Origin of the sequence: Pseudomonas syringae pv. tagetis, from assembly GCF_022557255.1 — a bacterium.
Classification (GTDB): domain Bacteria; phylum Pseudomonadota; class Gammaproteobacteria; order Pseudomonadales; family Pseudomonadaceae; genus Aquipseudomonas; species Aquipseudomonas caricapapayae.
On sequence record NZ_CP092923.1, the window covers coordinates 2,369,649 to 2,391,727 of the forward strand.

Consider the following 22,079-nt stretch of genomic DNA (forward strand, 5'->3'; position numbering starts at 1 on the left):
TGATACGGGTCAAGAAAGCTGCAGTTTTTCATCCGGTGTCTGTGCAAGGACCGGCAAATCGAAAAAATCCCGCGCGCAGGCGGTGCTGTGACGTGCGAGATCTTCCTGACTTTCGCCACGGTGCAAGGCCACTTCGCGCAACAACTCTGGCAGGTAAGCTGGTTCGTTGCGGCCATTTTTGGGCTTGGGGCGCAGGCTGCGGGGCAAAAGATAAGGCGCATCGCTTTCCAGCATCAGGCGGCCGCGAGGGATATTGCCCACCAGCGGGTGCAGATGGGTGCCGCGTCGTTCATCGCAAATCCAGCCGGTGATACCGATGTGCAGGTCAAGGTCCAGATAGCTGAACAATGCAGTGCGCTCGCCGGTGAAGCAGTGCACCACCGCAGCGGGCAGGCGGTCGCGGTAGTCACGCAGAATCTCCAGGAGGCGCTGGTTGGCATCACGTTCGTGCAGGAACACCGGCAATTGCAGTTCCACCGCCATGGCCAGGTGCGCCTCGAGAACCTTTTCCTGCTGCTGGCGGGGTGAGAAGTCGCGATTGAAATCCAGCCCGCATTCACCCACCGCGCGGACGCGATTTTCCTTGAGCAAGGCATGCAACTGTTTCTCGCTGTCGCCGGTCCAATCGCTCGCCGAGTGTGGGTGGATACCTGCCGTGCAGAACAGGCGTTGCGCGCTTTCATCAAGCTCGTGACACAACTGCAAGGCGTGTTCGCTGCCCTCGACACTGGTGCCGGTCACCACCAGTTGTTGGACGCCCGCGGCATAGGCGCGGTCGAGTACCGCCTGTCGCTGCGAGGCGAAGCTTGCGTTGGTCAGATTGACGCCGATGTCGATGAGTTGCATGGTGCTATCTCCAGCTCAAGGCTGCCGAGCATACCAGAGCTCCGGCCACAATAAGAAAACGCTGGGTATTCAAGCGATTGGGCCTGATGGTTCAACGATTTCCTTCGCTGTTCGATGCTGCTGCGTGACCTCAAGATTTCCTTTTTCCTGTTTTTTCCGGCATTGCCCTGGGGAAGTGAATGATCCGATCCGCGCTTGTGTCTTTTATCTGTCTGATACTGCTGCTGCCTCTGCACGCCTCAGCGCGTCAGACCGGCCCTGAGGCCGTGCAGCACGATCCGAAGGTGCGCGATCTGCCTGCGATTCGCAGCAGCAAGGTGTTGCGTGTACTGGTCAATCAAAGCCGCAACAGTTCCGGTGACGTCAAGGGCCAAGAGATAGGCGTCGAATACCATCGTCTGCAAGCCTTCGAACAGTACCTCAACAGTCATTCCCGTGATGGACAGAAAGTTACGTTCAAGGTCATCCCCAAGGCCAAGAACCAGTTGCTGACAGCATTGCAGCGTGGCGAAGGCGATATGATCGCGCCCGGAGAGCTGCTGGATGTCAGTCAGGCCCAGGGGATTCAGGCCAGCGCCCCCATTATTCATGATGTGCCTTTGGTACTGGTCGGTGTGAGTGGCCAGCGCAGTGTGCGGCGTGTGGATCAACTGTCCGGGAAGACGCTGAGCCTGCCCACCGGCAGCGCAGCCGATGAGGCCCTGCATCAGGTCAATCGACAATTGGAGCTGCGCAAGCTGCCGTTGGCTAAAATCGAATGGGTCGACCCCAGCCTCGCGGTGGAGGATGTGCTGGAGATGGTCCAGGCTGGTATTTATCCGATGACCCTGGTCGAGCAGCCTATTGCCGAGCGCTGGGCCAGAATAATGCCCAGACTACGTATCGAGCGCGGGCTGACCTTGCAGACCCACGGCGACATCAGCTGGTTTGTACGCGACAACGCTACTCAGTTGCGCGCCAGTGTCGATGATTTCCTCAAAGGTTATAAGCCATCGGCCCAGCAGGACTTGGTGTTCGCCAAGGCTTACAAAGATACATACAAGGTCAACAATCCGCTGGTACGCAACAACCTGCAACGTCTTGAGCAACTGCGTCCGATGCTGCAACGCCACGCTGATGCGCAGGGTATGGACTGGCTGGACCTGGCGGCGCTGGCGTTCAAAGAGTCGAAACTCGACCCCACAGCCAAGGGCAGTGGCGGCGCGACAGGCCTGTTGCAGATTACCCCTTCGGCGGCAAAGAGCGTCGGTGTGCCGAGCATTCAGAGCGCCGACGATAACATCCGTGCAGGTTCACGCTACATGGCGCTTATTCAGCGCAAGTATTTTTCCAGTACCCGAGTCAATGAGCGCGAGCGTATGGCATTCGTGATGGCTGCTTACAATCTGGGCCCGGAGCGTGTGCAGGGCATGCGCGAGGAAGCCCGACGGCGCGGGCTCAATCCAAATCAGTGGTTTTTCCAGACTGAGCGGGTGGCGATGGAGCAGGGCGGTGCCAACGTCGTAGCGTTCGTGAACAGCGTGAATAAATACTACCTGGCATTTGATCGCGAGCGGGATTCACTGGAAAAGAGCGGGCCAAAGCCTGCCGTGAAACGTTGAGCAATCGATATTTTCGATTATTATGTGCCGATATTTGTGGTTTTTACATGAGTGAATTTGATTATCATGGCGCCACTCGCACTTAATCAATTCTGGACATCACCTACATGAACACATTAATCAAATCGGTTCTCACCACTCGCGCCGGCTATGGCCTGACGGTACTGCGTGTGATTGTCGGCATCGCATTTATCGCTCACGGCAGTCAGAAACTGTTCGGTGCTTTCGGTGGTTATGGCCTGGAAGGTACCGCGCACTATATGGAAAGCCTGGGCCTGACACCGGGCTACCTGATGGCGTTGATGTCTGGCAGCGCCGAGTTTTTCGGCGGTCTGGGCTTGCTCCTTGGTCTGCTGGCCCGTCCGGCTGCCGCTGTGGTCATGGTGCTGTTGCTGGTGGCCATTTTTACGGTGCATATCCACAACGGTTTTTTCATGGCCAACAACGGCTATGAATATGCCTTGGCATTGCTCGGTGGCGCTCTGGCAGTGCTTATCGAAGGCGCAGGCAGGTTGTCGCTGGACCGCGTCATCGCCCGATAACCGGCTACGCTTGTTGTGCAAGGCCCGCTTCCTGGCGGGCCTTGTGCGTTTGCAGGCTTGCATCACGGACGACAATTGACAATGAATGGGACGTTTCTCTAGGATGCGTGCTCAAGCGCCGATTTAACAACTACTTGCGGGGCGCCTGGCAAGGCTCGAACCTTGTCGAAATACCGCTAAAACGTTGGTTCGGTGTTGCCTCTCACCGCTGCCCAGCGGACCTTGCGAGGCAGAGATATAACCATGAACAACCTGCGCCCCCTCATTCGTCTTTCGCCGATCAGCACGGTCTTGTCACGCAAGAATCCAAAGATCCTTCTGAGCGGTTCCCATCAGCCGACACTGCTGCGTTATCTCGACGGCTGGCCTCGCCGGCGGGGTGGTTCCTGTGCATTTCTGATTCAGTTTGTCGATACCAACCCGTCGCTCAGCCACTTTGCCAATGACCAGTTCGACCTGGCCGTGGTGCAATCGCCGCGGGCGGATGACGTCGAACAGGTCATTCGTGACCTTACGCGCATTGCCCGGCAGGGCCTGATTACGCTGGGTTGACGCCACTGGCGTATTCAATTGCGATAGAAGGCATATTGCTGGCCCCCGGCCCGTGAGCGGACAGGCAAAATCGCCGCCTTATCAAAGGATTAGGTGGTTTCTGCATGCGTTTGGTCTATTGTGCTCTGGCGTGCCTGACGCTTTCCGGGCTGGCTTTTTCCGTCCAGGCCAGAAATGCGACCGAAAACGAACGTTATCTGTGTCGCTGGGGCTCGACCATTGCTGGCGGTGCGCAGGCGTCCAAGCTATCAGGCGTTACCCGTTACGGGGCGCGGCAGAAGCTGCAGGCTCGCAAGTTCGCCAAACAATGGATGCGGCCGATGGCATTGCGTATCACGGAACAGACCTACGACAGCGAGTCGCGTTTAAGGCCTGATGCGGTCAGCAAGGTGTATTACGAAGGCTGCATCCAGCATGAGGTAGCGCGTCGCTGATCTTCAATTGCCTGTCGAATTGATTTTTGCAGGGCCGGAGGAATGTCTTGAGTACAAAGATCATCACTGTGGGCGGGCATGAAGCCCTGAAGAAGGAGCTTGATTACCTGTGGCGAGAGCACCGGCCCGATATTACTCAGAAGGTTGCCTGGGCAGCCTCGCTGGGTGATCGCAGCGAGAACGCGGATTATCAGTACAACAAGAAGCTTTTGCGCGAGATCGACCGGCGCGTGCGCTACTTGCGCAAACGCCTCGAAGACATGCGTGTCGTGCAGTATTCGCCGGAGCAGGAAGGGCGGGTGTTCTTCGGTGCATGGGTCGAGATCGAGAACGAAGCGGGTGATCTCAAGAAATTCCGCATTGTCGGCTATGACGAAATCTATGGGCGTAACGACTATATCTCCATCGACTCGCCCATGGCTCGCGCGTTGCTGAAGAAGGAAGTGGGCGACGAAGTGCTGGTCAACACGCCTGAAGGCGAGAAGCTCTGGTTTGTGAATTCGATTGTTTACGAGCGGTAAGGCCGGACGCTCTGCGTCGAAGTCCGGCCTGTTACCTCAGCCCCATCGCGGTGTTCTCAACCCTCGCGCAGCACGGTGAGCGGGCTGACGTTCAGAGCCCGGCGTGTGCCGAACACGCCTGCGCCGCCGACCAGCAGGGCGCCTATTACCGGTAGCAACAGCAGCCACGGGTGCGGTTGCCATTCCAGGGAAAAGGCGTAGCGGTACAGCACGAAGCTCACCAGTTCGCAGCCCAGCGCCGCCAGCATTCCACTGGCAGCCCCCAGCAAACCGAACTCGATCCGCCGCGACTTGATCAATAGCGCTCGTTCTGCGCCAAGCGCACGCAGGAGTGCACCCTGGCGGATGCGTTCATCCAGGGTCGCCTGCAATCCGGAGAACAGCACGGCAATGCCGGCCGCCAGCACGAACAGCAGCACGAACTGCACGGCCAGCGTGACTTGATCAAGGATGCTGCGCACCTGCGCGAGCAGAGCCTCTACCCCCAGGATGCTGATTGACGGGTAGGCCCGCGACAGTTCGACAATCTGTTTGTCCTGACCTGGCGGCAGGTAGAAGCTGGTCAGGTAAGTGGTCGGCAGGTCGGCCAGCGTACCCGGCTGAAAGATCATGAAGAAGTTGGGCTGGAAGGTGTCCCAGTTTACGTCCCTCAGGCTGGTGACCACCGCCTCGCGGGTCAGGCCCCCGACGATGAAGCCCAGACGGTCGCCCAGCTTGATTTTCAGGCTCTCGGCCAGCTTGGTCTCGATCGATACGCCGGGCGTTGCCTCGCCCTGTCCTGACTCAGTCAGGTTCTTCCACCAACTGCCGGCAGTCAGGGTGTTGCCCTCGGGCAGATCGGCGGCCCAGGTCAGGCTCAGGTCGCGGCGAGTAGCATTTTCGCCACGCGAATCTTTGGTCACGAAATTGCCTACCGGTTCACCGTTGATGCTGGTCAGGCGCCCAGGCACTACCGGGTAGAGCGGAGCCGAATGGGTGGACAGCCTGGTCAGGGTCTGGGCGAAGTTTTCCTTCTCCGCTGGCAACACATTGAGCACAAAATAGTTGGGCGCATCCTTTGGCAACTGGTTTTGCCAGGTGTCGAGCAGTTCACCACGCAACAGCGCGATCAGGCCCATCGACAGCAGGATGAGGCCGAAGGCCAGTGATTGACCGGCAGCGGCCAGTGGATAGCGCAGCAGTTGCCCCAGACCGAGTCGCCAGGGCAGCGATGCACCGGCCAGCAAACGACGCAAGCTGTTGAGCACCAGCAGCAACAGGCTGCCAAGCACCAGTGCCGCGACGATGCCTCCCCCCAGCAGGGCAAAGGTCAGTACCAGATCCAGGCTCAGGCGCCACATGATCAGGCCCAGCGCGAGCAGCGCTGCGCCATACACGAACCAGGAGCTGGCGGGTATCGGCAGCATGTCACGGCGCAGCACGCGCAATGGCGGCACTCGACCCAGGGCAGCGAGTGGTGGCAGGGCAAAGCCGGCCAGCGCTACCAGCCCGGTGCCCATGCCCGCCAGCGCAGGAAGCAGGCCTCCCGGCGGAACGGTGGCTGGCAGCAGGTTTTGCAGCAGCGCGAACAGGCCCAACTGCGCCAGCCAGCCCAGCAGCGCTCCGCTCAGGCTGGCCAGCAGGCCGATGATCGCCAGTTGCAGACTGAACAGGCTCATCGCCTCGCCGCGCGACAGGCCCAGGCAGCGAAGCAGAGCGCTGGCATCGAAGCGCCGTGCGGCAAAGCGCGAGGCCGAGAGTGCAACGGCAACGCCTGCCAACAGCACGGCCACCAGACTCGCCATGTTCAGGTAACGTTCGGCCTTGCCCAGGGCGCCACCGATCTGCTGGCTGCCATCGCGGGCGTCCTTGATTTCCTGATGCGGTTCCAGGCCCGGCTCGATGGCTTTACGGTAAGCCGCCAGCGCCTCTGGCGGGCCGCTCCACATTTCTCGGTAGGTCACCCGGCTGCCCGGCTGTACAACGCCAGTGGCGGCGAGATCCTGCAGGTTGATCATCACCCTTGGGGTCAGGCTGTAGAAATTGCCCGCACGGTCAGGCTCGTAAGTCAGCACGCGAGCCAGTTTCAGGGTTTTCGAACCGACATCGATATTATCGCCGACCTTCAGATCGACGGCCGGGAACAGCCGTGCCTCAGCCCAGGCTTCACCGGGCTTCGGACCGCTACCAGTCTGTTCGGTCTGATACAGGTCCGCTGCGCTTTTCAGTTCGCCGCGCAAGGGATAGACGTCATCCACCGCCTTGATGCTCGACAGCTGAATGCCGGTGTCGGTGGCGATCACGCTGGAAAAAATCACGATCTGTGCGTGCTTGAGTTGCAGGCGTTTGCCTTCCTCGATCTGCTCTGCGCGCGCGGGGCTGGAGCCCTCCAGAATCAGGTCGGCACCCAGAAACTCGGTCGCCCGTAGCAGCATCGCGCCGTTGAGGCGCGCACCGAAGTAGCCGATGGCGGTACTGGCAGCCACGGCTACCAAAAGCGCAAAGAACAACACCCGCAATTCTCCGGCGCGGGCGTCGCGCAGCAACTGGCGAGTGGCGAGGTTTAACAGGCGGACAAAAGGCAGGCGTGCCATCAAGGCTCCAGCGGGGCGACCAGTCGGCCCCCTTCAAGGCGGATCAGGCGACGGCAGCGATGTGCCAGACGCTCATCGTGAGTCACCAGCACCAGCGTGGTGTTGCGCTCCTTGTTCAGTTCGAACAACAGGTCGCTGATGCGCTCGCCAGTGTGGCTGTCCAGGTTGCCGGTGGGCTCGTCGGCGAACAGCACGTCCGGGTCAGCGGCGAAAGCGCGGGCAATGGCGACCCGCTGCTGTTCGCCTCCGGACAATTGACGCGGTGTGTGAGTGAGGCGTTGGCCAAGGCCCACGCGCTCCAGCAGGTCACGAGCCTTGTCACGGGCGTCCTTGCGGCCTTCAAGCTCCATCGGCAGCATGACGTTTTCCAGTGCATTCAGGCTGTCGAGCAACTGAAATGACTGAAACACAAAACCGACGTGCTCGGCGCGCACTCTGGCGCGCTGGTCTTCATCCAGTTCACTCAGGTTGCGGCCTGAGAGGATGACCGAACCCGAGCTGGGCAGGTCCAGTCCGGCAAGCAAGCCAAGGAGGGTGGATTTACCAGAACCTGAGGCTCCGACGATGGCCAGTGTGTCGCCCTTGTTTAGTTCCAGGGAGAGTTCGTGCAGGATGGTCAGGTCACCTTCGGTGCTGGGGACTACTTTGCTGAGGCTTTGGGCACTGAGAATACTTTCACTCATGGAGAATCCGATGCGTGCGTTGTTTTTAAGTGCTGGCCTGGGGTTACTGCTGCTGTCACAGGGCGCGTTGGCGGGCACGGTGTTGATCGTCGGGGATAGTATCAGTGCGGCTTTCGGACTGGATACCCGTGTGGGGTGGGTGAGTCTGCTGGAGCAGCGTCTGAGCAAGGAGGGATTCGACGACAAGGTGGTCAATGCGTCGATCAGCGGCGACACCAGCGCAGGCGGCCAGGCGCGTCTGCCTGCGCTGCTTGCAGAGCATAAGCCAGCGCTGGTCATTCTCGAATTGGGTGGCAACGACGGGCTGCGTGGCCAGCAGCCTGCTCAATTGCAACAAAACCTTTCATCGATGATAGATCGCTCGCAGGCTGCAGGTGCCAAAGTGCTGTTGCTGGGTATGCGTATCCCACCCAACTATGGGCCGCGCTACACCAAGGCCTTCGAAGAGGTCTACAGCAACCTTGCCAAAGAGAAGAAGGTCCCCTTCGTGCCATTTTTTCTGGAAGGTGTGGGCGGGGTGCCTGAGTTGATGCAGGCCGATGGTCTTCACCCTGCTGCGGCCGCTCAGGGGAAATTGCTGGAAAATGTCTGGCCGAGCCTGAAACCGCTGCTTTGAGGCTTTCCCGGGCGGGGGCTTTCGGCTAATGTGGCGCCCCCGATCTGGAGCCCCCCATGCCGCGTCCCGCCTGGTCCCTGTATGCCTATCAAATGCTTGAGCCCGATGAGCAGCTGGATCTGTTCGCCTGTCAGGAAGTGCGCGTTCATCTGATTGCCCGTCAACTGGAACTGGGCGGCTCGATTGACCGGACATTGTGTGGCACGCTGCTGCCTGCTCAGCCGCAAATGCGCGCAGTCGAACTGCAAGCCATGCGCGATGAGCGTCTTTGCCCGCTGTGCAAGGCAATTCTCGATGCGCAGCGCAGGGGAATGAATCCGATCTGGCCTGAACTTTAGCTGTCACGCCTGCCTGCAGGCCAGCCGCAGATATCCCCGATCCTGCAAGTGCCGTGTACACTTCAGTTCTTGTCTTCATACCAATGTCGTTACCCGAAGGATCTTCCCGGATGTTGTCGCGCATTCCAGCCGTTACCCGCTGTCTGTCGCTTGCTGCTCTGTGCGCGGCGAGCTCTGTCCATGCACTGGAGTTTCCGTTGCCGCCGCCCGGCGAAGACATCGTGGGCCAGGTACAGGTCATCAAGGCCCGATACGAAGACACCTTCGCCGATCTGGGCACCCGATATGACCTGGGCTACCTGGAAATGATCGCGGCCAACCCCGGTGTCGATCCGTGGCTGCCGGGGGCAGGCAAGGACATCGTACTGCCGACCCGCTTCATCCTGCCGCCGGGGCCGCGCGAAGGGATTGTCATCAACCTCGCCGAGTACCGGATGTATTACTACCCCAAAGGGCAGAATGTCGTGCACACCTATCCGTTGGGTGTCGGCCGTGAAGGCTGGGGTTCGCCCATCGGTATGACCAAGGTGACGGCCAAGACGCCTAACCCGACCTGGACGCCACCGGCCTCGATCAAGGCCGAGCATGCTGCCGACGGCGACCCGTTGCCCGATGTGGTGCCAGCCGGTCCCGATAACCCGCTGGGTCCGTTCAAATTCGGTCTGGGGCTTTCCGGCTACCTGATCCACGGCTCGAACAAAAAATTCGGTATCGGCATGCGCACCAGCCATGGCTGTTTCCGCATGTACAACAACAATGTGCTGGAACTGGCCGACATGGCTCCGGTCGGTACGACCGTGCGCATCATCAGCGAGCCTTACAAATTCGGTATCAGCGGCGGCAAGGTTTACCTTGAAGCGCATACCCCGGTCGATGATCTGGGTAACCCGTCGGTGGTCGACAAGCACACTGCGGTGATCAATGCGCTGCTCAAACGTGACGACCTGGCCAACAACCTGCGCATGAACTGGGATGTGGTGCGTGATGTGGTGGCAGCCGAAGACGGCATGCCGGTAGAAATTGCCGTGCCGGGCAGCACGTCGGCGAGTACCGAAGAACCGGTGATTTTTCAGTAAAGCGTCGCCAGATGTCCAGCGTGCTTTCAGGCCAATGCTCTGCGTCATAACCGCCGTGTGACGCAGAGCGTCACGAACTGCATGCCGACGCGGAGCGTCGGCACGATAGTCATCCGTACCTTCAGCCAAACTGCTCTAAAACGCTTCTCAACCGCGAAGGTACTGACAACGCAGAGTGCGACGTAAGTGACGGCTGAGTCCTGGCGCTGATCCGGGGGTAGCCTGGCAGGACGCCAGGCTAGCCGCACCGGGCCATGGATGGCCCGTTGCGGCGACCCGCGGATCAGGGCGAAGGAACCCGACGAAGTCGGGCCGGAAACGGAGCCAGGGGATTTGGTTACTTTGGCCCCATCAAAGTCACTCGCCGAGGGGCGAAAAGCTGACCTGAGTCGAACCCCAATCTCCTGACACCACAGAACCGCCGTGTGACGCAGAGCGTCACGAACTGCATTACCACGCGGAGCGTGGGAACGAGAATCTGAGTCGAACGCAAATCCTCCTGACACCACAAAACCGCCGTGTGACGCAGAGCGTCACGAACTGCATTACCACGCGGAGCGTGGGAACGAGAATCTGAGCCGAACCCCAATCCACCTGACATCACAGAACCGTCGCGCGACGCAGCAGAACAGTCATTCAGACTTTTGCACGCAATCACCTCGCCAGACAACAGGCAAAAAAAAGCCGACCCGTTACCGGATCGGCTTTCAATAATCCGGAGGGATTATTACTTGCGGCTGGCTTTGTCCAACATGCGCAGAGCGCGCTCGTTGGCTTCGTCAGCAGTTTGCTGAGCTTTTTGAGCAGCAGCCAGAGCTTCGTCAGCCTTGCGGTAGGCTTCGTCGGCACGTGCTTGCGAACGAGCTGCTGCGTCTTCGGTAGCTGTCAGACGAGCTTCGGTTTCTTTGGATACGCTGCTGCAACCGGTAGCCAGAACTGCGGCCAGAGCCAGAGCAGAGAATTTCAGAACGTTGTTCATCGTGTTCACCTTCAAGGAATTTTGTTCAAATTAGTCATCTCTCGAAAATGAGAAAACGACCGGCGTACATAGTACCCATTGTTTGTAGTAAGTAAACGGACCCAGCGCAAGAAGCTGCTAAAATTCCCCGCTTTGAAAGCGTTCCGCGTTACTTCTCAAGCGTTCTGTACAAAAACTATCCACTTTCACTGGGCCGCTGTCCGCATCGAGCGTTCCGAAGAACTCGCTCGCACACCTGCAAAAACCTGACAGGTTTGACTGTCGGTCGGTGCGTGAACATTTCCGGGTGTTTTTACTCTGACTGCGCTTGAGCATAGTCAGCAATGGTGCCTACTATCTCACTGTGATGTGCATCGAGATCGGCAATGCTCTTACCGGTGTCGAAAACAGGCACTGGGTGGCGTAGATGTTCCTTCGCCTGAAAAAGACCGGTAAGGTAGGGGTCAAATTCCAAGACCCGCGAGGAGTAGCGATGAGCGAGGCGTTGTCCATCCACCATGACGAAGTCGGCCACCATTTCGAAATCATTATCGACGGCCATCGTGCCTATCTGACGTACATGGATCTCGGCAAGCAGACGCTGGATTTCTACCGGACATTCGTCCCAGACGCCTTGCGAGGTCGCGGGATTGCCGCTGCCCTGACCAAAGAGGCTCTGGACTATGCCGATAGCATGGGTTATTCCGTCATACCGTCCTGTTCTTATGTCGAGCGTTATATGGAACTGCATGACTTGCAGTCGCAGGCGGCCAAGCTCTGATGCATCGAGCTTACTGACAGTCAGCATGAAAAACGCCGAGCATATGCTCGGCGTTTTCGTTGTTGCAGGTTAATCAGTCAGGCAGTTACTTGCGCTTGCGAGCGGGCAGTACACCCTTGAGTTTCGCGTGCATGCTGCGCAGGGTTTTTTCAGTGCTTGCCCAATCGATGCAGGCATCGGTAATGGATACGCCGTATTGCAATTCCGACAGGTCTTTCGGAATAGCCTGGCAGCCCCAGTTCAAGTGACTCTCAACCATAAGGCCGATAATGGACTCATTGCCTTCCAGGATCTGGTTGGCAACGTTTTCCATCACCAGCGGTTGCAGGGCCGGGTCCTTGTTGGAGTTGGCGTGGCTGCAGTCGACCATGATGTTCGGGCGGATGCCGGACTTGTTCAGGGCCTGTTCGCAGAGCGCAACGCTGACCGAGTCATAGTTGGGCTTGCCATTGCCGCCGCGCAGCACGACATGACCATAGGCGTTGCCCTTGGTGGTCACGATCGACACGCCGCCTTCCTGGTTGATACCCAGGAAACGATGCGGGCTCGAGACCGATTGCAAGGCGTTGATGGCAACGGTCAGGCCGCCGTCAGTACCGTTCTTGAAGCCGACTGCCGAAGACAGGCCGGAGGCCATCTCCCGGTGAGTCTGGGATTCGGTTGTGCGTGCGCCGATGGCCGACCAACTGATCAGGTCCTGCAAATACTGCGGGGAGATCGGGTCCAGCGCTTCGGTGGCAGTCGGCAGACCCATCTCAGCCAGATCCAGCAGCAGCTGGCGACCGATGTGCAGGCCATCCTGGATCTTGAACGAGTCATCCAGGTACGGATCGTTGATCAGGCCTTTCCAGCCCACTGTGGTGCGAGGCTTCTCGAAATAGACGCGCATCACCAGATACAGCGTGTCGGAGACTTCCGCCGCCAATGCCTTGAGGCGCTCGGCGTACTCCTTGGCTGCCTTCAAATCATGGATCGAGCAGGGGCCGATCACGATAAACAGGCGGTGGTCATTGCCATCGAGGATGTTGCGAATCACTTCGCGGCCCTGACTGACAGTGTGCAGGGCTGCGTCGGTCAGCGGGATGTCGCGCTTGAGCTGATCCGGGGTGATCAGAGTCTCGTTGGAGGCAACGTTGAGGTCGTCAATCGGTAAATCAGCCATCGTGTTACTCATCAGGTCGCGGGTACTGGCCGCCAACGGTACCCCGTGCGGCGGTGCCCAGCAGGTTTGAGCGCAGCGGGGAGCCGAACCTTAGCGCGTTATCGCGCTGTTCGACAATAAGTAAACGAGGTATCGGGCAGGTTCCGCACGGCTGTCCGCCGAGTTGCGCTGCCGTATTGCAAGACAAACCGCTGCAACGGATAGTGTAAGACCCATTACCGAGACAGCCAAAGGGAGAGCTCATGAGTGTTGAGTCCCGCCGCCCACGTGTCGGCATCATAGGTACCGGTGCCATTGGTGGTTTTTACGGATTGATGCTGGCGCGTGCCGGATACGACGTGCACTTCCTGCTGCGCAGCGAGTTTGAAACGGTCGCGCGTCAGGGTCTGCTGGTCAATAGCGCCGTGCATGGCGAGCTGCATCTCAAGCCGGTTCAAGCCTATTGCTCGGCGGCTGACATGCCGCCTTGCGACTGGTTGCTGGTCGGCACCAAGAGCACCGGCAATGCCGCGCTGGGTCCGATCATCAGCCAGGTCGCCGCGCCGAACGCCACAGTGTTGCTGTTGCAGAACGGCCTGGCCGTCGAAGACCAACTGCGCAAGGTCTTGCCTGACAGCGTGCATATAGTGGGAGGGCTGTGTTTTGTCTGCGTCAACCGGGTGGCGCCCGGCGTCATTGCCCACCAGGCTTTCGGCGCGGTCAGCGTTGGCTATCACAGTGGCCCGGCAGTCGACGAGGCAAGTCGCATGGCGATTGTCGAGGCCTGTGCTGCCCTGTTCAAGACTGCCGGCATCGACGCTCCGGTCATGGCCAGCCTGCCGCAGGCCCGCTGGCAGAAGCTGGTCTGGAACGTACCTTACAATGGTCTTTCGGCACTGTTGCAGGCGGGGACGAGCCAATTGATGGCGGATCCTGACAGTCAGGCATTGCTGCGGGCGCTGATGGACGAAGTAGTACAGGGTGCCGAGGCCTGTGGCCACGCCTTGCCACCCGGTTTCGCAGAGCATTTGCTCGCAGTGACCCAAGGCATGCCGGATTACAGGCCCAGCATGTACCACGACCTGGTCGAGAAACGACCGTTGGAGCTGGACGCCATTTATGCTCGCCCCCTCACCGCCGCGCTTGCCGCGGGGTTTGACATGCCTCGCGTCCGGGCGCTTTATCAGGCGCTGGCGTTCATCGATCGCGGCAACCGTCCGGCAAGCGAGGAGTGATTCATGACAGAGGCTGATGGCCATAAACTGGTGCTGGCGATTTCATCGCGAGCACTGTTCGATCTGCGTGACAGCCATGAGGTGTATATGGCCGATGGCGTCGAGGCCTACCGCAAGTACCAGATTGAACATGAGGACGAGATTCTCGAGCAGGGCGATGCCTTTGCGCTGGTGGAAAAGCTGCTGAGCCTAAATGCCAGCCTGGACAAGGCGCATGTCGAAGTGGTGCTGGTGTCGCGCAACAGCGCGGATACCGGCCTGCGGGTGTTCAATTCCATTCAGCACTATGGGCTCGACATCAGCCGTGCCGCATTTGCCGGCGGGCGCAGTCCGTATCCTTACCTTGCGGCGTTTGGCTGCCACCTGTTTCTGTCGACCCATGCCGAGGATGTGCGCAGCGCGCTGGATGCGGGGTTTGCTGCGGCGACAATTCTTTCAGGCGGTGCACGACGTGCAGCGAGTGCCGAGTTGCGCATTGCGTTCGACGGCGACGCCGTGTTGTTTTCCGACGAGTCCGAGCGGGTTTATCAGAGCGGCGGCCTGGCTGCCTTTCAGGCCAGTGAACGTGAATCGGCCCGTGAGCCACTGCGCGGCGGCCCCGTCAAACCTTTTCTCGCCGCGCTCAATCAATTGCAGCGCGAGTTTCCCGACGCAAGTTGCCCGATTCGTACCGCGCTGGTCACAGCTCGCTCGGCACCTGCCCATGAGCGGGTGATTCGTACCTTGCGCGAATGGGACATTCGCCTCGACGAGTCGCTGTTTCTCGGCGGCCTGCAGAAATCGGCCTTCCTTGAGGCGTTTGCCGCCGATGTGTTTTTCGACGATCAGCCCGGGCACTGCGAAAAGGCCCGTGACGTGGTGGCAACCGGGCATGTTCCGCATGGCATAAGCAATGAAATAACGCCGCTGGCCGACGGGGGCTGAGAAGTCCTTCGTCGCAGCCGATGATGCGCTGCTACGCTGATTCAATCTCCGCCATTCCGGTTGTTCGGGAGGTTGTATGGTTCGTTCGATGCTGTACGCCACAGACCTCGGTCTGTACGCGCCTTATGTAACGCAGCACGCGCTGGCGCTGGCTCGAACGTTCAACGCCGGGCTTTACGTTATTCATGTGGTAGAGCCAATGGGTCTGTTTGCCGAGTCGGTGCTGCAGAGCCATCTGGGCGAGGATGCGTTAAAAGAACTCCGCGGCAAGGGTGTAAGTGCGTTCATGGCGGGAATAGAGCAGCGAATGCTCGACGGGTTTCGTGAAGAGTTGGGGGAAGGCCACGCGGACCTCTCCCTGATCCGCACGGTGCGTGTCGTCCAGGGAGAGCCTGCCACTGTGATCCTTGAACAGGCGCACAAGCTGGAGGTGGATTTGCTGGTGGTGGGCAGCCACAGCCGCCGGATAGAAGATGGCACCTCGATAGGTCGAACCGCCGAAAGGGTTCTGCAATTTTCCGATGTGCCGGTCTACATGGTTCCGATGATGTTGAAAAAGGGGTGAGGGTAAGGAGAGGAAGGTCCAATTGGTGGTTTTAGTGAAATCGAGCGTGCGATCACCTTACAAAGGTGATAAAAAGTTCTAGAATTATTCGCCTCACCATTAATCCAGTTATATACCGTCGCTGATACCCATAGGGTTTATCTGCTTTGAGGGATACATATGAAGCTCCAACAACTGCGCTACATTTGGGAAGTGGCGCACCACGACCTCAACGTTTCTGCGACGGCCCAGAGCCTTTATACCTCCCAGCCCGGCATCAGCAAGCAGATTCGTCTGCTTGAAGACGAGCTGGGTGTCGAGGTTTTCGCCCGCAGTGGCAAGCACCTGACACGTGTGACACCTGCAGGCGAGCGCATCATCACGACCGCTGGCGAGATTCTGCGCAAGGTCGAAAGCATCAAGCAGATTGCCCAGGAGTTCTCCAACGAGAAGAAGGGTACTCTGTCGATCGCAACCACCCACACCCAGGCGCGCTATGCGTTGCCGTCGGTCATCAGTAATTTCATCAAGCAGTACCCTGACGTTGCGCTGCACATGCATCAGGGTTCGCCAATGCAGATCGCCGAAATGGCGGCTGACGGGACTGTCGATTTCGCGATTGCCACTGAAGCACTCGAGCAGTTCAGTGATCTGGTGATGATGCCGTGCTACCGCTGGAACCGTTGCGTCGTTGTGCCGCAGGGCCATCCGCTGACCAAGGTACCCAAGCTCACCCTGGAGCTGCTGGCTGAATACCCGATCGTGACTTACGTGTTCGGTTTTACCGGCCGTTCCAAGCTGGATGAGGCGTTCAGCCACCGGGGGCTGGTGCCCAAAGTCGTGTTCACGGCTGCAGATGCCGACGTGATCAAGACCTACGTCAGGCTGAACCTGGGTGTCGGTATCGTCGCGAGAATGGCGGTTGACGAAGAAGTCGACAGCGACCTGGTGGTGCTCGACGCCAGCGACCTGTTCGAGTCCAGTGTGACCAAAATCGCGTTCCGTCGCGGCACTTTCCTGCGCGGCTTCATGTGCGACTTCATCGAGAAATTCGCCCCGCACTTGACCCGCGAAGTCATGGCCAAGGCGATTCAGTGCCACAACAAACAGGAAATGGAGGAACTGTTTGCCAACGTTGAGTTGCCGGTGCATTAGTAGCAGCGGCAAGCGCTTGGCGGCAAGCTACAAGTAAAAGCACGCAAGGCTCTAGCTTGTAGCTTGCTACGTCAATTGCGAACGATCAGATTGCCCGCATGCAGCCCGCATTCCTTCTGCGTGGCTTCTTCCCACCACCAGCGACCTTCGCGCTCATGCTGGTTCGGCAATACCGGACGGGTGCAGGGTTCACAGCCAATGCTGATGAAACCGCGCTCGTGCAGGCTGTTGTAAGGTAACTCCAGCATGCGGATATAACCCCAGATTTCCTCGCTGCTCATCTGCGCCAGCGGATTGAATTTGTACAGCGTGCGTTCGGCGCTCGAAAACGCGCTGTCGATTTCCAGTGCGGCAACGGCGCTGCGGGTGCCGGGGCTCTGATCGCGGCGCTGGCCGGTGGCCCAGGCGCTGACGCCAGACAGTTTGCGCCGCAGCGGTTCGATCTTGCGGATGCCGCAGCATTCACCATGGCCGTCACGGTAAAAGCTGAACAGGCCCTTTTCCTTGACGAAAGGTTCCAGTGCACGCTGGTCCGGCGAGATGATTTCGATCTCGATACTGTAGTGATCACGAACCTGTTCAATAAAGCGATAGGTCTCGGGGTGCAGGCGACCGGTGTCCAGGCTGAACACCTTGACGTTCTTGTTCAGCTTCCAGGCCATGTCGACCAGAACGACGTCTTCGGCACCGCTGAAGGAGATCCACAGGTCGTCGCCGAAGTGTTCAAAGGCGAGCTTCAGAATGTCTTGTGCAGACTTGTTCGCATAGGTCATCGCCAGTTCAGCGACGTCGAAAGGTTGGCTCATCAGGCGGCTTCCTGGAATGCAAGGGTGGCGCTTAGGCGCTCGTGATAGCGGCAATGGTAACAAAATTCGCTGTTCAGTGGCCGTTGCCAAAGGCTAGAGTGCCGCTTCAGTTGACAGTGAAGGCCTTGAGGAGCGTGCTGTGGAAATTGCCTGTCTGGACCTGGAAGGAGTGCTGGTCCCGGAAATCTGGATCGCTTTTGCCGAAAAAACCGGTATCCATGCACTGCGCGCCACGACTCGGGATGTTCCCGACTACGATGTCTTGATGAAGCAGCGCCTGGGTATTCTGGATGAGCACGGTCTGAAGCTGTCGGACATCCAGGAAGTGATCGCCACCCTCAAGCCGCTGGAAGGTGCCGAGGAATTCGTCAACTGGCTGCGCGAGCGTTTTCAGGTGGTTATCCTGTCCGATACGTTCTACGAGTTTTCTCAGCCGCTGATGCGTCAGTTGGGGTTCCCGACCCTGCTGTGCCATCGCCTGATCACTGATGAAACCGACCGGGTGGTCGGTTACCAGTTGCGCCAGAAAGACCCCAAACGTCAGTCGGTACTGGCGTTCAAAAGCCTCTACTATCGGATCATTGCTGCAGGCGACTCCTACAACGACACCACGATGCTGGGCGAGGCCGACGCCGGTATCCTGTTCCACGCGCCTGATAACGTGATTCGCGAATTCCCGCAGTTCCCGGCGGTGCACACCTTCGATGGCCTGAAAGAAGAGTTCATCAAGGCCTCGAATCGGGATTTGGTGATGTAGGCCAAGCGCAGAGCAGGCGAGCTGGACATGCATATCGCGCCGGATCTCAGAGCGCTTCAAGCGTTTCCAGCAGCACGCGGACCTTGGTGAAGGTTTCCTGATATTCGGCTTCGCAGTCCGAGTCAGCCACGATGCCGCCGCCGCCCCAGCAGGATAGGCGCCCATCCTTGGCCAGCAGGCTGCGGATGGCGATCGAACTGTCCATTTCGCCGCGAACGTCGAGGTACATCAACGATCCACAGTACAGGCTGCGCCTTGTCGGTTCGAGTTCGTCAATGATCTGCATGGCGCGGATCTTCGGCGCGCCGGTGATGGAACCGCCGGGGAAACTGCCTGCAATCAGGTTCAGCGCATCGTGACCGGTGGCCAGCTCTCCGGTCACGCTGCTCACCAGATGGTGCACATTGGGGTAGCTTTCCAGGCTGAACAGCTCGGGGACCTTTACCGAACCGATCGTGCAACTGCGGCCCAGGTCGTTGCGCAGCAGGTCGACAATCATCAGGTTTTCTGCGCGATCCTTCTCGCTGGCCAGCAGTTCATTGGCGAAAGCGGCATCCTGTGCGGCATTCGGGCTGCGCGGTCGAGTGCCTTTGATCGGTCGTGTTTCGACCTGTCTGGCGCTGACCCGGACAAAGCGCTCCGGAGAAAGGCTGAGTATTGCAGCGTGCCCCGGCAGGCTCAGGTAGCCGGAAAACGGGGTGGGGCATGCTGCGCGCAGCGCACAATAGGCTACCCACGGATCGCCGGCGTACTGTGCCTGAAAGCGTTGTGCAAAGTTGACCTGGTAACAGTCTCCGGCCTGGATGTAAGCCTGGATTCGTTCGAAAGCCTGTCGATAGTCGTCGCCACTGATGCTGGCCTGGAACGGTTGGCTGAGGCTGAAGCCCGTGTGCGGCTGAGTGATGTCGACAGAGAACAGCTCAATCAGTCGTTTACGTTCGGTCTCGGCCAGCGCCGGATGGGCAATCAACTGGCTGGTCTGTTCCTGATGATCGCTGACCAGCGCCCAGGCATAGAGTCCAAGGCACGCCTCAGGCAGTTGCAGGTCGTCGATGGCCCGATCCGGAAGCGGTTCCAGACGTCGACCGAACTCGTAGCTCAGATAACCCATCAGCCCGCCTGCAAACGGCAGCGCGCAACCTTCAGGCAGGCTGGCAGGCCCCAGGATCTTCAGGCTCTCGCGCAAACGCTGCAGGTAGGCTGTGCCGGTCTCGCCGTCCGCGACCGTCAGTTCCTCCAGCGGCCAGGCGCTGAGCAGGTCGTATCGGCCGCGCCCGGCTGCCGGTCTGCCGCTGTCGAGCAGCACGGCACCTGGCGCTTCGCGAATTCGCGAGAAAAAAGAGGCGGGGTCGGCGCTGTAGGGCAGGGGATGTATCGAGCAGATGGACATTATCGACGCTTGGTTTTTGAGTACGCGGCCAGTGGTTGTGTTCCGGGTGCCGAATCGTTCAATGAGGCCTGACGGGATTGTGCAGAACTCACGCGCTCGGCCATGTGGCCGAACAGTTCCTGTACAAAGTCTACTCGCTCCTGCGCAGATTCCTGGCGACCCTCGAGTGCCAGTTGTTCCAGTCGCGCCTCGACGGCCTGGGTGCGGTGGGTAAGGCCGTCGTCGTTGGCGATCTGAATGTTCAGGCCGGGACGTGCATTGAGTTCCAGGATCAGCGGGCCCTTGTCCTGGTCCAATACCATGTCGACGCCGATGTAGCCCAGGTCACACAGCTCGTAACACTCGGCCGCCAGCTTCATGAAACCGTCCCAGTTGGGCAGTTGCACGCCATCTACCGAATGAGTGGTGTCCGGATGCTTGCTGATGATGTTGTTCAGCCAGGTGCCTTGCAGGGTAACGCCGGTGGCCAGGTCCACACCGACGCCAATGGCGCCCTGGTGCAGGTTGGCCTTGCCGCCTGACTGTCGGGTGGGAAGGCGCAGCATGGCCATCACCGGATAGCCCATCAGCACGATAACGCGGATGTCCGGCACGCCTTCATAGCTGATGCTTTTGAAGATCGGGTCCGGGACGACCCGGTACTCGATCAGCGCCCGGTCACGATGGCCGCCCAGCGAATAGAGGCCGGTGAGGATGCTGGACACCTGATGCTCGATTTCCGAATGGCTGATGATGCGTCCCGAGACGGTACGAAAGCGTTCCTCGAAACGGTCGGCGATGACCAGAATGCCATCGCCGCCCGCGCCTTGGGCGGGTTTGATCACAAAGTCGTTGTGCGCGCCAATGATCTCGTCAAGCCGGTCGATTTCCTTCTCCGTGGAAATCACCCCGTACATCTCCGGCACATGAATGCCTGCCTCGATGGCTCGCTCCTTGGTGATGATCTTGTCATCGACCACCGGATAAAGGCTGCGCTTGTTGTACTTGAGCACATAGTCGGCGTTACGCCGATTGATGCCCATGATGCCGCGGGCTTCGAGTGCCTTCCAGGTCTTCCACCAGCCGATCATTTAGCCTTTTCCTCTTTCAGAAAAGCCTTGAAACGCATCAGTTCGGTCAGGCGATAGCCACGGTATCGACCCATCGCCAGCATGAATCCGACCAGTACCAACAGCACTGCCGGGAACGTGAAGACGAAATAGGTCAGCTCCGGGACGCTCATGATCAAGTGTGCCAGCGACGCGGCGAAAAGCGTACCGACGGCCACTTTCATGGCATGACTGCCGCCGCGCTCTTCCCAGGTAATCGACAGGCGTTCGATGGTCATGGTCAGAATCACCATCGGGAACAATGCGACTGACAGGCCGCGCTCCAGCCCCAGCTTATGGCTGAACAGGCTGATGGCCGCGATCAGCACCACGACGAAGGTCAGGACAACCGACAGGCGCGGCAGCATCTGCAGTTTCAGGTGCTCCAGATAAGAGCGCAGGGACAAGCCAAGCGCCGTGATCACCGTAAACAGAATAATGCCGAAGCCCAGTTGTGTTTCGCGGAATGCCAGAGCAATCAGCACGGGAGTAAACGTGCCCAGTGTCTGCAGACCGATCAGGTTGCGCAGGATCAGAATGACCAGCACACCAATCGGAATCATGACCATGACCATGAAGGTCTGCTGGGTTTGCAGTGGCAGCCCGTACAACGAATAGGCGAGGAAATCCGAGTCGGTGCTGGCGTCGGTCAGCTTGGCGAGACGCATGGCGTTCATCTCGCTGTTATTGAGGCTGAAAGTGACCTGTACTTTCTTGCCCCCTTCGACGCTCACCAGACTGTCTTCGCCAGTCCACCACAGCAGTCGATCGTCCGGCAGGCCGGCCTCGCCGGTATCTGGGTTGAAATACAGCCATTCCTTGCCATTGAAGCTGCGCAGCCAGAGTTCCGGCACCTGCTGCTGTTCGGCTTCCAGGCGAATGGTATGGGCTTTCTCCAGCGGCACGTGAGCAATCGACAGCAGCAGCTCGGTGATCCGGGCCTTGTTGGAGGCCGAGGTATCGCCCGCCAGCAACAGCTTGACGTTATCGTCATTCAGGTTGTTGACGCGTTTGATGGCCTCGGTAATGAAGGTTTCCACATCAGCCGAGTGCTGGCGAATGGGGGCCAGCAGGGCTTCGGCTGCAATTTTTTCGGGGCCTTCGATGGTCATGCTGTCGCGAAAGATAGGCCCTTTGACCTTGGGTTTCTCACCGCTGTAGCGTTTGGTCAGCACCAGGCGGTAGTAAAGCGTCTGGTTGCCGGTGGCGCGACGAGCCGACCACGTGACCTTGCGGTTGCCGTCGGCGCGGTTGACGCTGACGCCGTAATTATTCGAAATGAAACTTTCATTGAGGCTGATGTAGTCGTGGGCCAGTGGCGGCACGAACATCTGGACCTTCACCGAATCCTTGGGATTGGCGATGAATTCGACTTTGGCGTCGATATTCCACAGGTCATCGGTTTCGTCTTCGGTGACGGGTATGCCGAGCGCCAGTATCTGATAAGCCGTGATCGCGATGCCCAGGGTCACCAGGGCAGTGATCAGGATTTTCAGATGGAGTGTAAGAGAGCGCATG

23 protein-coding genes are annotated in these 22,079 nt (G+C 59.1%); 14 read left to right on the plus strand and 9 right to left on the minus strand.

What is annotated here, in order from left to right; genetic code table 11:
* Nucleotides 1-9: 9 nt before the first annotated feature.
* On the minus strand, nt 10-846 hold the full coding sequence (locus MME58_RS10565; RefSeq protein WP_054986775.1) for a TatD family hydrolase: 837 nt from the start codon (nt 844-846) through the stop codon (nt 10-12).
* Between the two features lie 179 nt (nt 847-1,025).
* Between MME58_RS10565 and MME58_RS10570 the strand changes: the two genes are divergently transcribed.
* The 5 genes from MME58_RS10570 (at nt 1,026) to greB (ending at nt 4,496) form a co-directional block, all read left to right on the plus strand.
* Entirely contained in the window at nt 1,026-2,447 is a 1,422-nt protein-coding gene (locus tag MME58_RS10570; protein WP_055005935.1) for an MltF family protein, read from the plus strand.
* A 107-nt stretch (nt 2,448-2,554) separates the two neighbouring features.
* Nucleotides 2,555-2,989 (plus strand): DoxX family protein, encoded by a 435-nt coding sequence (locus MME58_RS10575; RefSeq protein WP_054986773.1) that lies wholly within the window; start codon nt 2,555-2,557, stop codon nt 2,987-2,989.
* Between the two features lie 243 nt (nt 2,990-3,232).
* A complete protein-coding gene (locus MME58_RS10580; protein WP_055005934.1) occupies nt 3,233-3,541 on the plus strand; it encodes a hypothetical protein in 309 nt (102 codons plus the stop codon).
* Between the two features lie 104 nt (nt 3,542-3,645).
* Entirely contained in the window at nt 3,646-3,975 is a 330-nt protein-coding gene (locus MME58_RS10585) for a hypothetical protein (RefSeq protein ID WP_054986771.1), read from the plus strand.
* 47 nt (nt 3,976-4,022) lie between these two features.
* Nucleotides 4,023-4,496, plus strand: coding sequence for a transcription elongation factor GreB (gene greB, locus MME58_RS10590; protein ID WP_054986770.1), 474 nt, complete (start codon nt 4,023-4,025; stop codon nt 4,494-4,496).
* A 56-nt stretch (nt 4,497-4,552) separates the two neighbouring features.
* Here the strand turns inward: greB and MME58_RS10595 are convergent, their stop codons facing one another.
* Together MME58_RS10595 and MME58_RS10600 are read right to left on the minus strand one after the other, a co-directional pair.
* On the minus strand, nt 4,553-7,069 hold the full coding sequence (locus MME58_RS10595; RefSeq protein ID WP_055005933.1) for an ABC transporter permease: 2,517 nt from the start codon (nt 7,067-7,069) through the stop codon (nt 4,553-4,555).
* The gene (locus MME58_RS10600) at nt 7,069-7,752 is read right to left on the minus strand and encodes an ABC transporter ATP-binding protein (protein ID WP_054986768.1); all 684 of its coding nucleotides are present in this window, start codon (nt 7,750-7,752) and stop codon (nt 7,069-7,071) included. Before MME58_RS10600 ends, MME58_RS10595 begins: the two co-directional genes overlap by 1 nt.
* Nucleotides 7,753-7,762: 10 nt before the next feature.
* Between MME58_RS10600 and MME58_RS10605 the strand changes: the two genes are divergently transcribed.
* The 3 genes from MME58_RS10605 to MME58_RS10615 all read left to right on the plus strand — a co-directional run bounded on the left by MME58_RS10605 (nt 7,763) and on the right by MME58_RS10615 (nt 9,782).
* A complete protein-coding gene (locus MME58_RS10605) occupies nt 7,763-8,368 on the plus strand; it encodes an arylesterase (protein WP_055005932.1) in 606 nt (201 codons plus the stop codon).
* 56 nt (nt 8,369-8,424) lie between these two features.
* Nucleotides 8,425-8,706, plus strand: coding sequence for a hypothetical protein (locus MME58_RS10610; RefSeq protein ID WP_054986766.1), 282 nt, complete (start codon nt 8,425-8,427; stop codon nt 8,704-8,706).
* Nucleotides 8,707-8,816: 110 nt separating this feature from the next.
* A complete protein-coding gene (locus MME58_RS10615; protein ID WP_055005931.1) occupies nt 8,817-9,782 on the plus strand; it encodes a L,D-transpeptidase family protein in 966 nt (321 codons plus the stop codon).
* Between the two features lie 727 nt (nt 9,783-10,509).
* On the opposite strand, the gene oprI is transcribed toward MME58_RS10615, so the two are convergent.
* Nucleotides 10,510-10,761: an outer membrane lipoprotei OprI gene (gene oprI / locus MME58_RS10620; protein ID WP_002553018.1), complete on the minus strand. Its 252-nt coding sequence runs from the start codon at nt 10,759-10,761 to the stop codon at nt 10,510-10,512.
* 472 nt (nt 10,762-11,233) lie between these two features.
* Here oprI and MME58_RS10625 point away from each other — a divergent pair, with 472 nt between their 5' ends.
* The gene (locus MME58_RS10625; RefSeq protein WP_003315710.1) at nt 11,234-11,521 is read left to right on the plus strand and encodes a GNAT family N-acetyltransferase; all 288 of its coding nucleotides are present in this window, start codon (nt 11,234-11,236) and stop codon (nt 11,519-11,521) included.
* Nucleotides 11,522-11,606: 85 nt separating this feature from the next.
* Here MME58_RS10625 and MME58_RS10630 read toward each other — a convergent pair whose 3' ends face one another.
* A complete protein-coding gene (locus tag MME58_RS10630) occupies nt 11,607-12,683 on the minus strand; it encodes a 3-deoxy-7-phosphoheptulonate synthase (protein WP_055006480.1) in 1,077 nt (358 codons plus the stop codon).
* A gap of 242 nt (nt 12,684-12,925) precedes the next feature.
* On the opposite strand from MME58_RS10630, the gene MME58_RS10635 reads away from it, so the two are divergent.
* From MME58_RS10635 to cysB, 4 genes are all read left to right on the plus strand, one after another.
* Nucleotides 12,926-13,897, plus strand: coding sequence for a putative 2-dehydropantoate 2-reductase (locus MME58_RS10635; RefSeq protein WP_054985942.1), 972 nt, complete (start codon nt 12,926-12,928; stop codon nt 13,895-13,897).
* Between the two features lie 3 nt (nt 13,898-13,900).
* On the plus strand, nt 13,901-14,821 hold the full coding sequence (locus tag MME58_RS10640) for a 5'-nucleotidase (protein ID WP_055006479.1): 921 nt from the start codon (nt 13,901-13,903) through the stop codon (nt 14,819-14,821).
* A 76-nt stretch (nt 14,822-14,897) separates the two neighbouring features.
* Nucleotides 14,898-15,386, plus strand: a complete 489-nt coding sequence (locus MME58_RS10645) for a universal stress protein (protein ID WP_054985940.1) — start codon at nt 14,898-14,900, stop codon at nt 15,384-15,386.
* A gap of 159 nt (nt 15,387-15,545) precedes the next feature.
* Nucleotides 15,546-16,520 carry an HTH-type transcriptional regulator CysB gene (cysB, locus tag MME58_RS10650; protein ID WP_002553024.1) on the plus strand — a complete coding sequence of 325 codons (975 nt, stop codon included), beginning with the start codon at nt 15,546-15,548 and terminating at the stop codon, nt 16,518-16,520.
* Between the two features lie 71 nt (nt 16,521-16,591).
* Here the strand turns inward: cysB and MME58_RS10655 are convergent, their stop codons facing one another.
* The gene (locus tag MME58_RS10655; RefSeq protein WP_054985939.1) at nt 16,592-17,326 is read right to left on the minus strand and encodes a phosphoadenylyl-sulfate reductase; all 735 of its coding nucleotides are present in this window, start codon (nt 17,324-17,326) and stop codon (nt 16,592-16,594) included.
* Nucleotides 17,327-17,465: 139 nt separating this feature from the next.
* Between MME58_RS10655 and thrH the strand changes: the two genes are divergently transcribed.
* The gene (thrH, locus tag MME58_RS10660; protein ID WP_054985938.1) at nt 17,466-18,083 is read left to right on the plus strand and encodes a bifunctional phosphoserine phosphatase/homoserine phosphotransferase ThrH; all 618 of its coding nucleotides are present in this window, start codon (nt 17,466-17,468) and stop codon (nt 18,081-18,083) included.
* 46 nt (nt 18,084-18,129) lie between these two features.
* On the opposite strand, the gene pabB is transcribed toward thrH, so the two are convergent.
* Genes pabB through rloB form a run of 3 tightly spaced genes read right to left on the minus strand, consistent with a single transcriptional unit; the run spans nt 18,130 to nt 22,078 of the window.
* On the minus strand, nt 18,130-19,473 hold the full coding sequence (pabB, locus tag MME58_RS10665) for an aminodeoxychorismate synthase component I (protein WP_054985937.1): 1,344 nt from the start codon (nt 19,471-19,473) through the stop codon (nt 18,130-18,132).
* Nucleotides 19,473-20,543, minus strand: a complete 1,071-nt coding sequence (locus MME58_RS10670; RefSeq protein WP_054985936.1) for an alpha-L-glutamate ligase-like protein — start codon at nt 20,541-20,543, stop codon at nt 19,473-19,475. The genes pabB and MME58_RS10670 overlap by 1 nt, the downstream gene beginning before the upstream one ends.
* Nucleotides 20,540-22,078 carry an osmotic stress tolerance membrane protein RloB gene (gene rloB, locus MME58_RS10675; RefSeq protein ID WP_054985935.1) on the minus strand — a complete coding sequence of 513 codons (1,539 nt, stop codon included), beginning with the start codon at nt 22,076-22,078 and terminating at the stop codon, nt 20,540-20,542. The genes MME58_RS10670 and rloB overlap by 4 nt, the downstream gene beginning before the upstream one ends.
* Nucleotide 22,079: the final 1 nt, after the last annotated feature.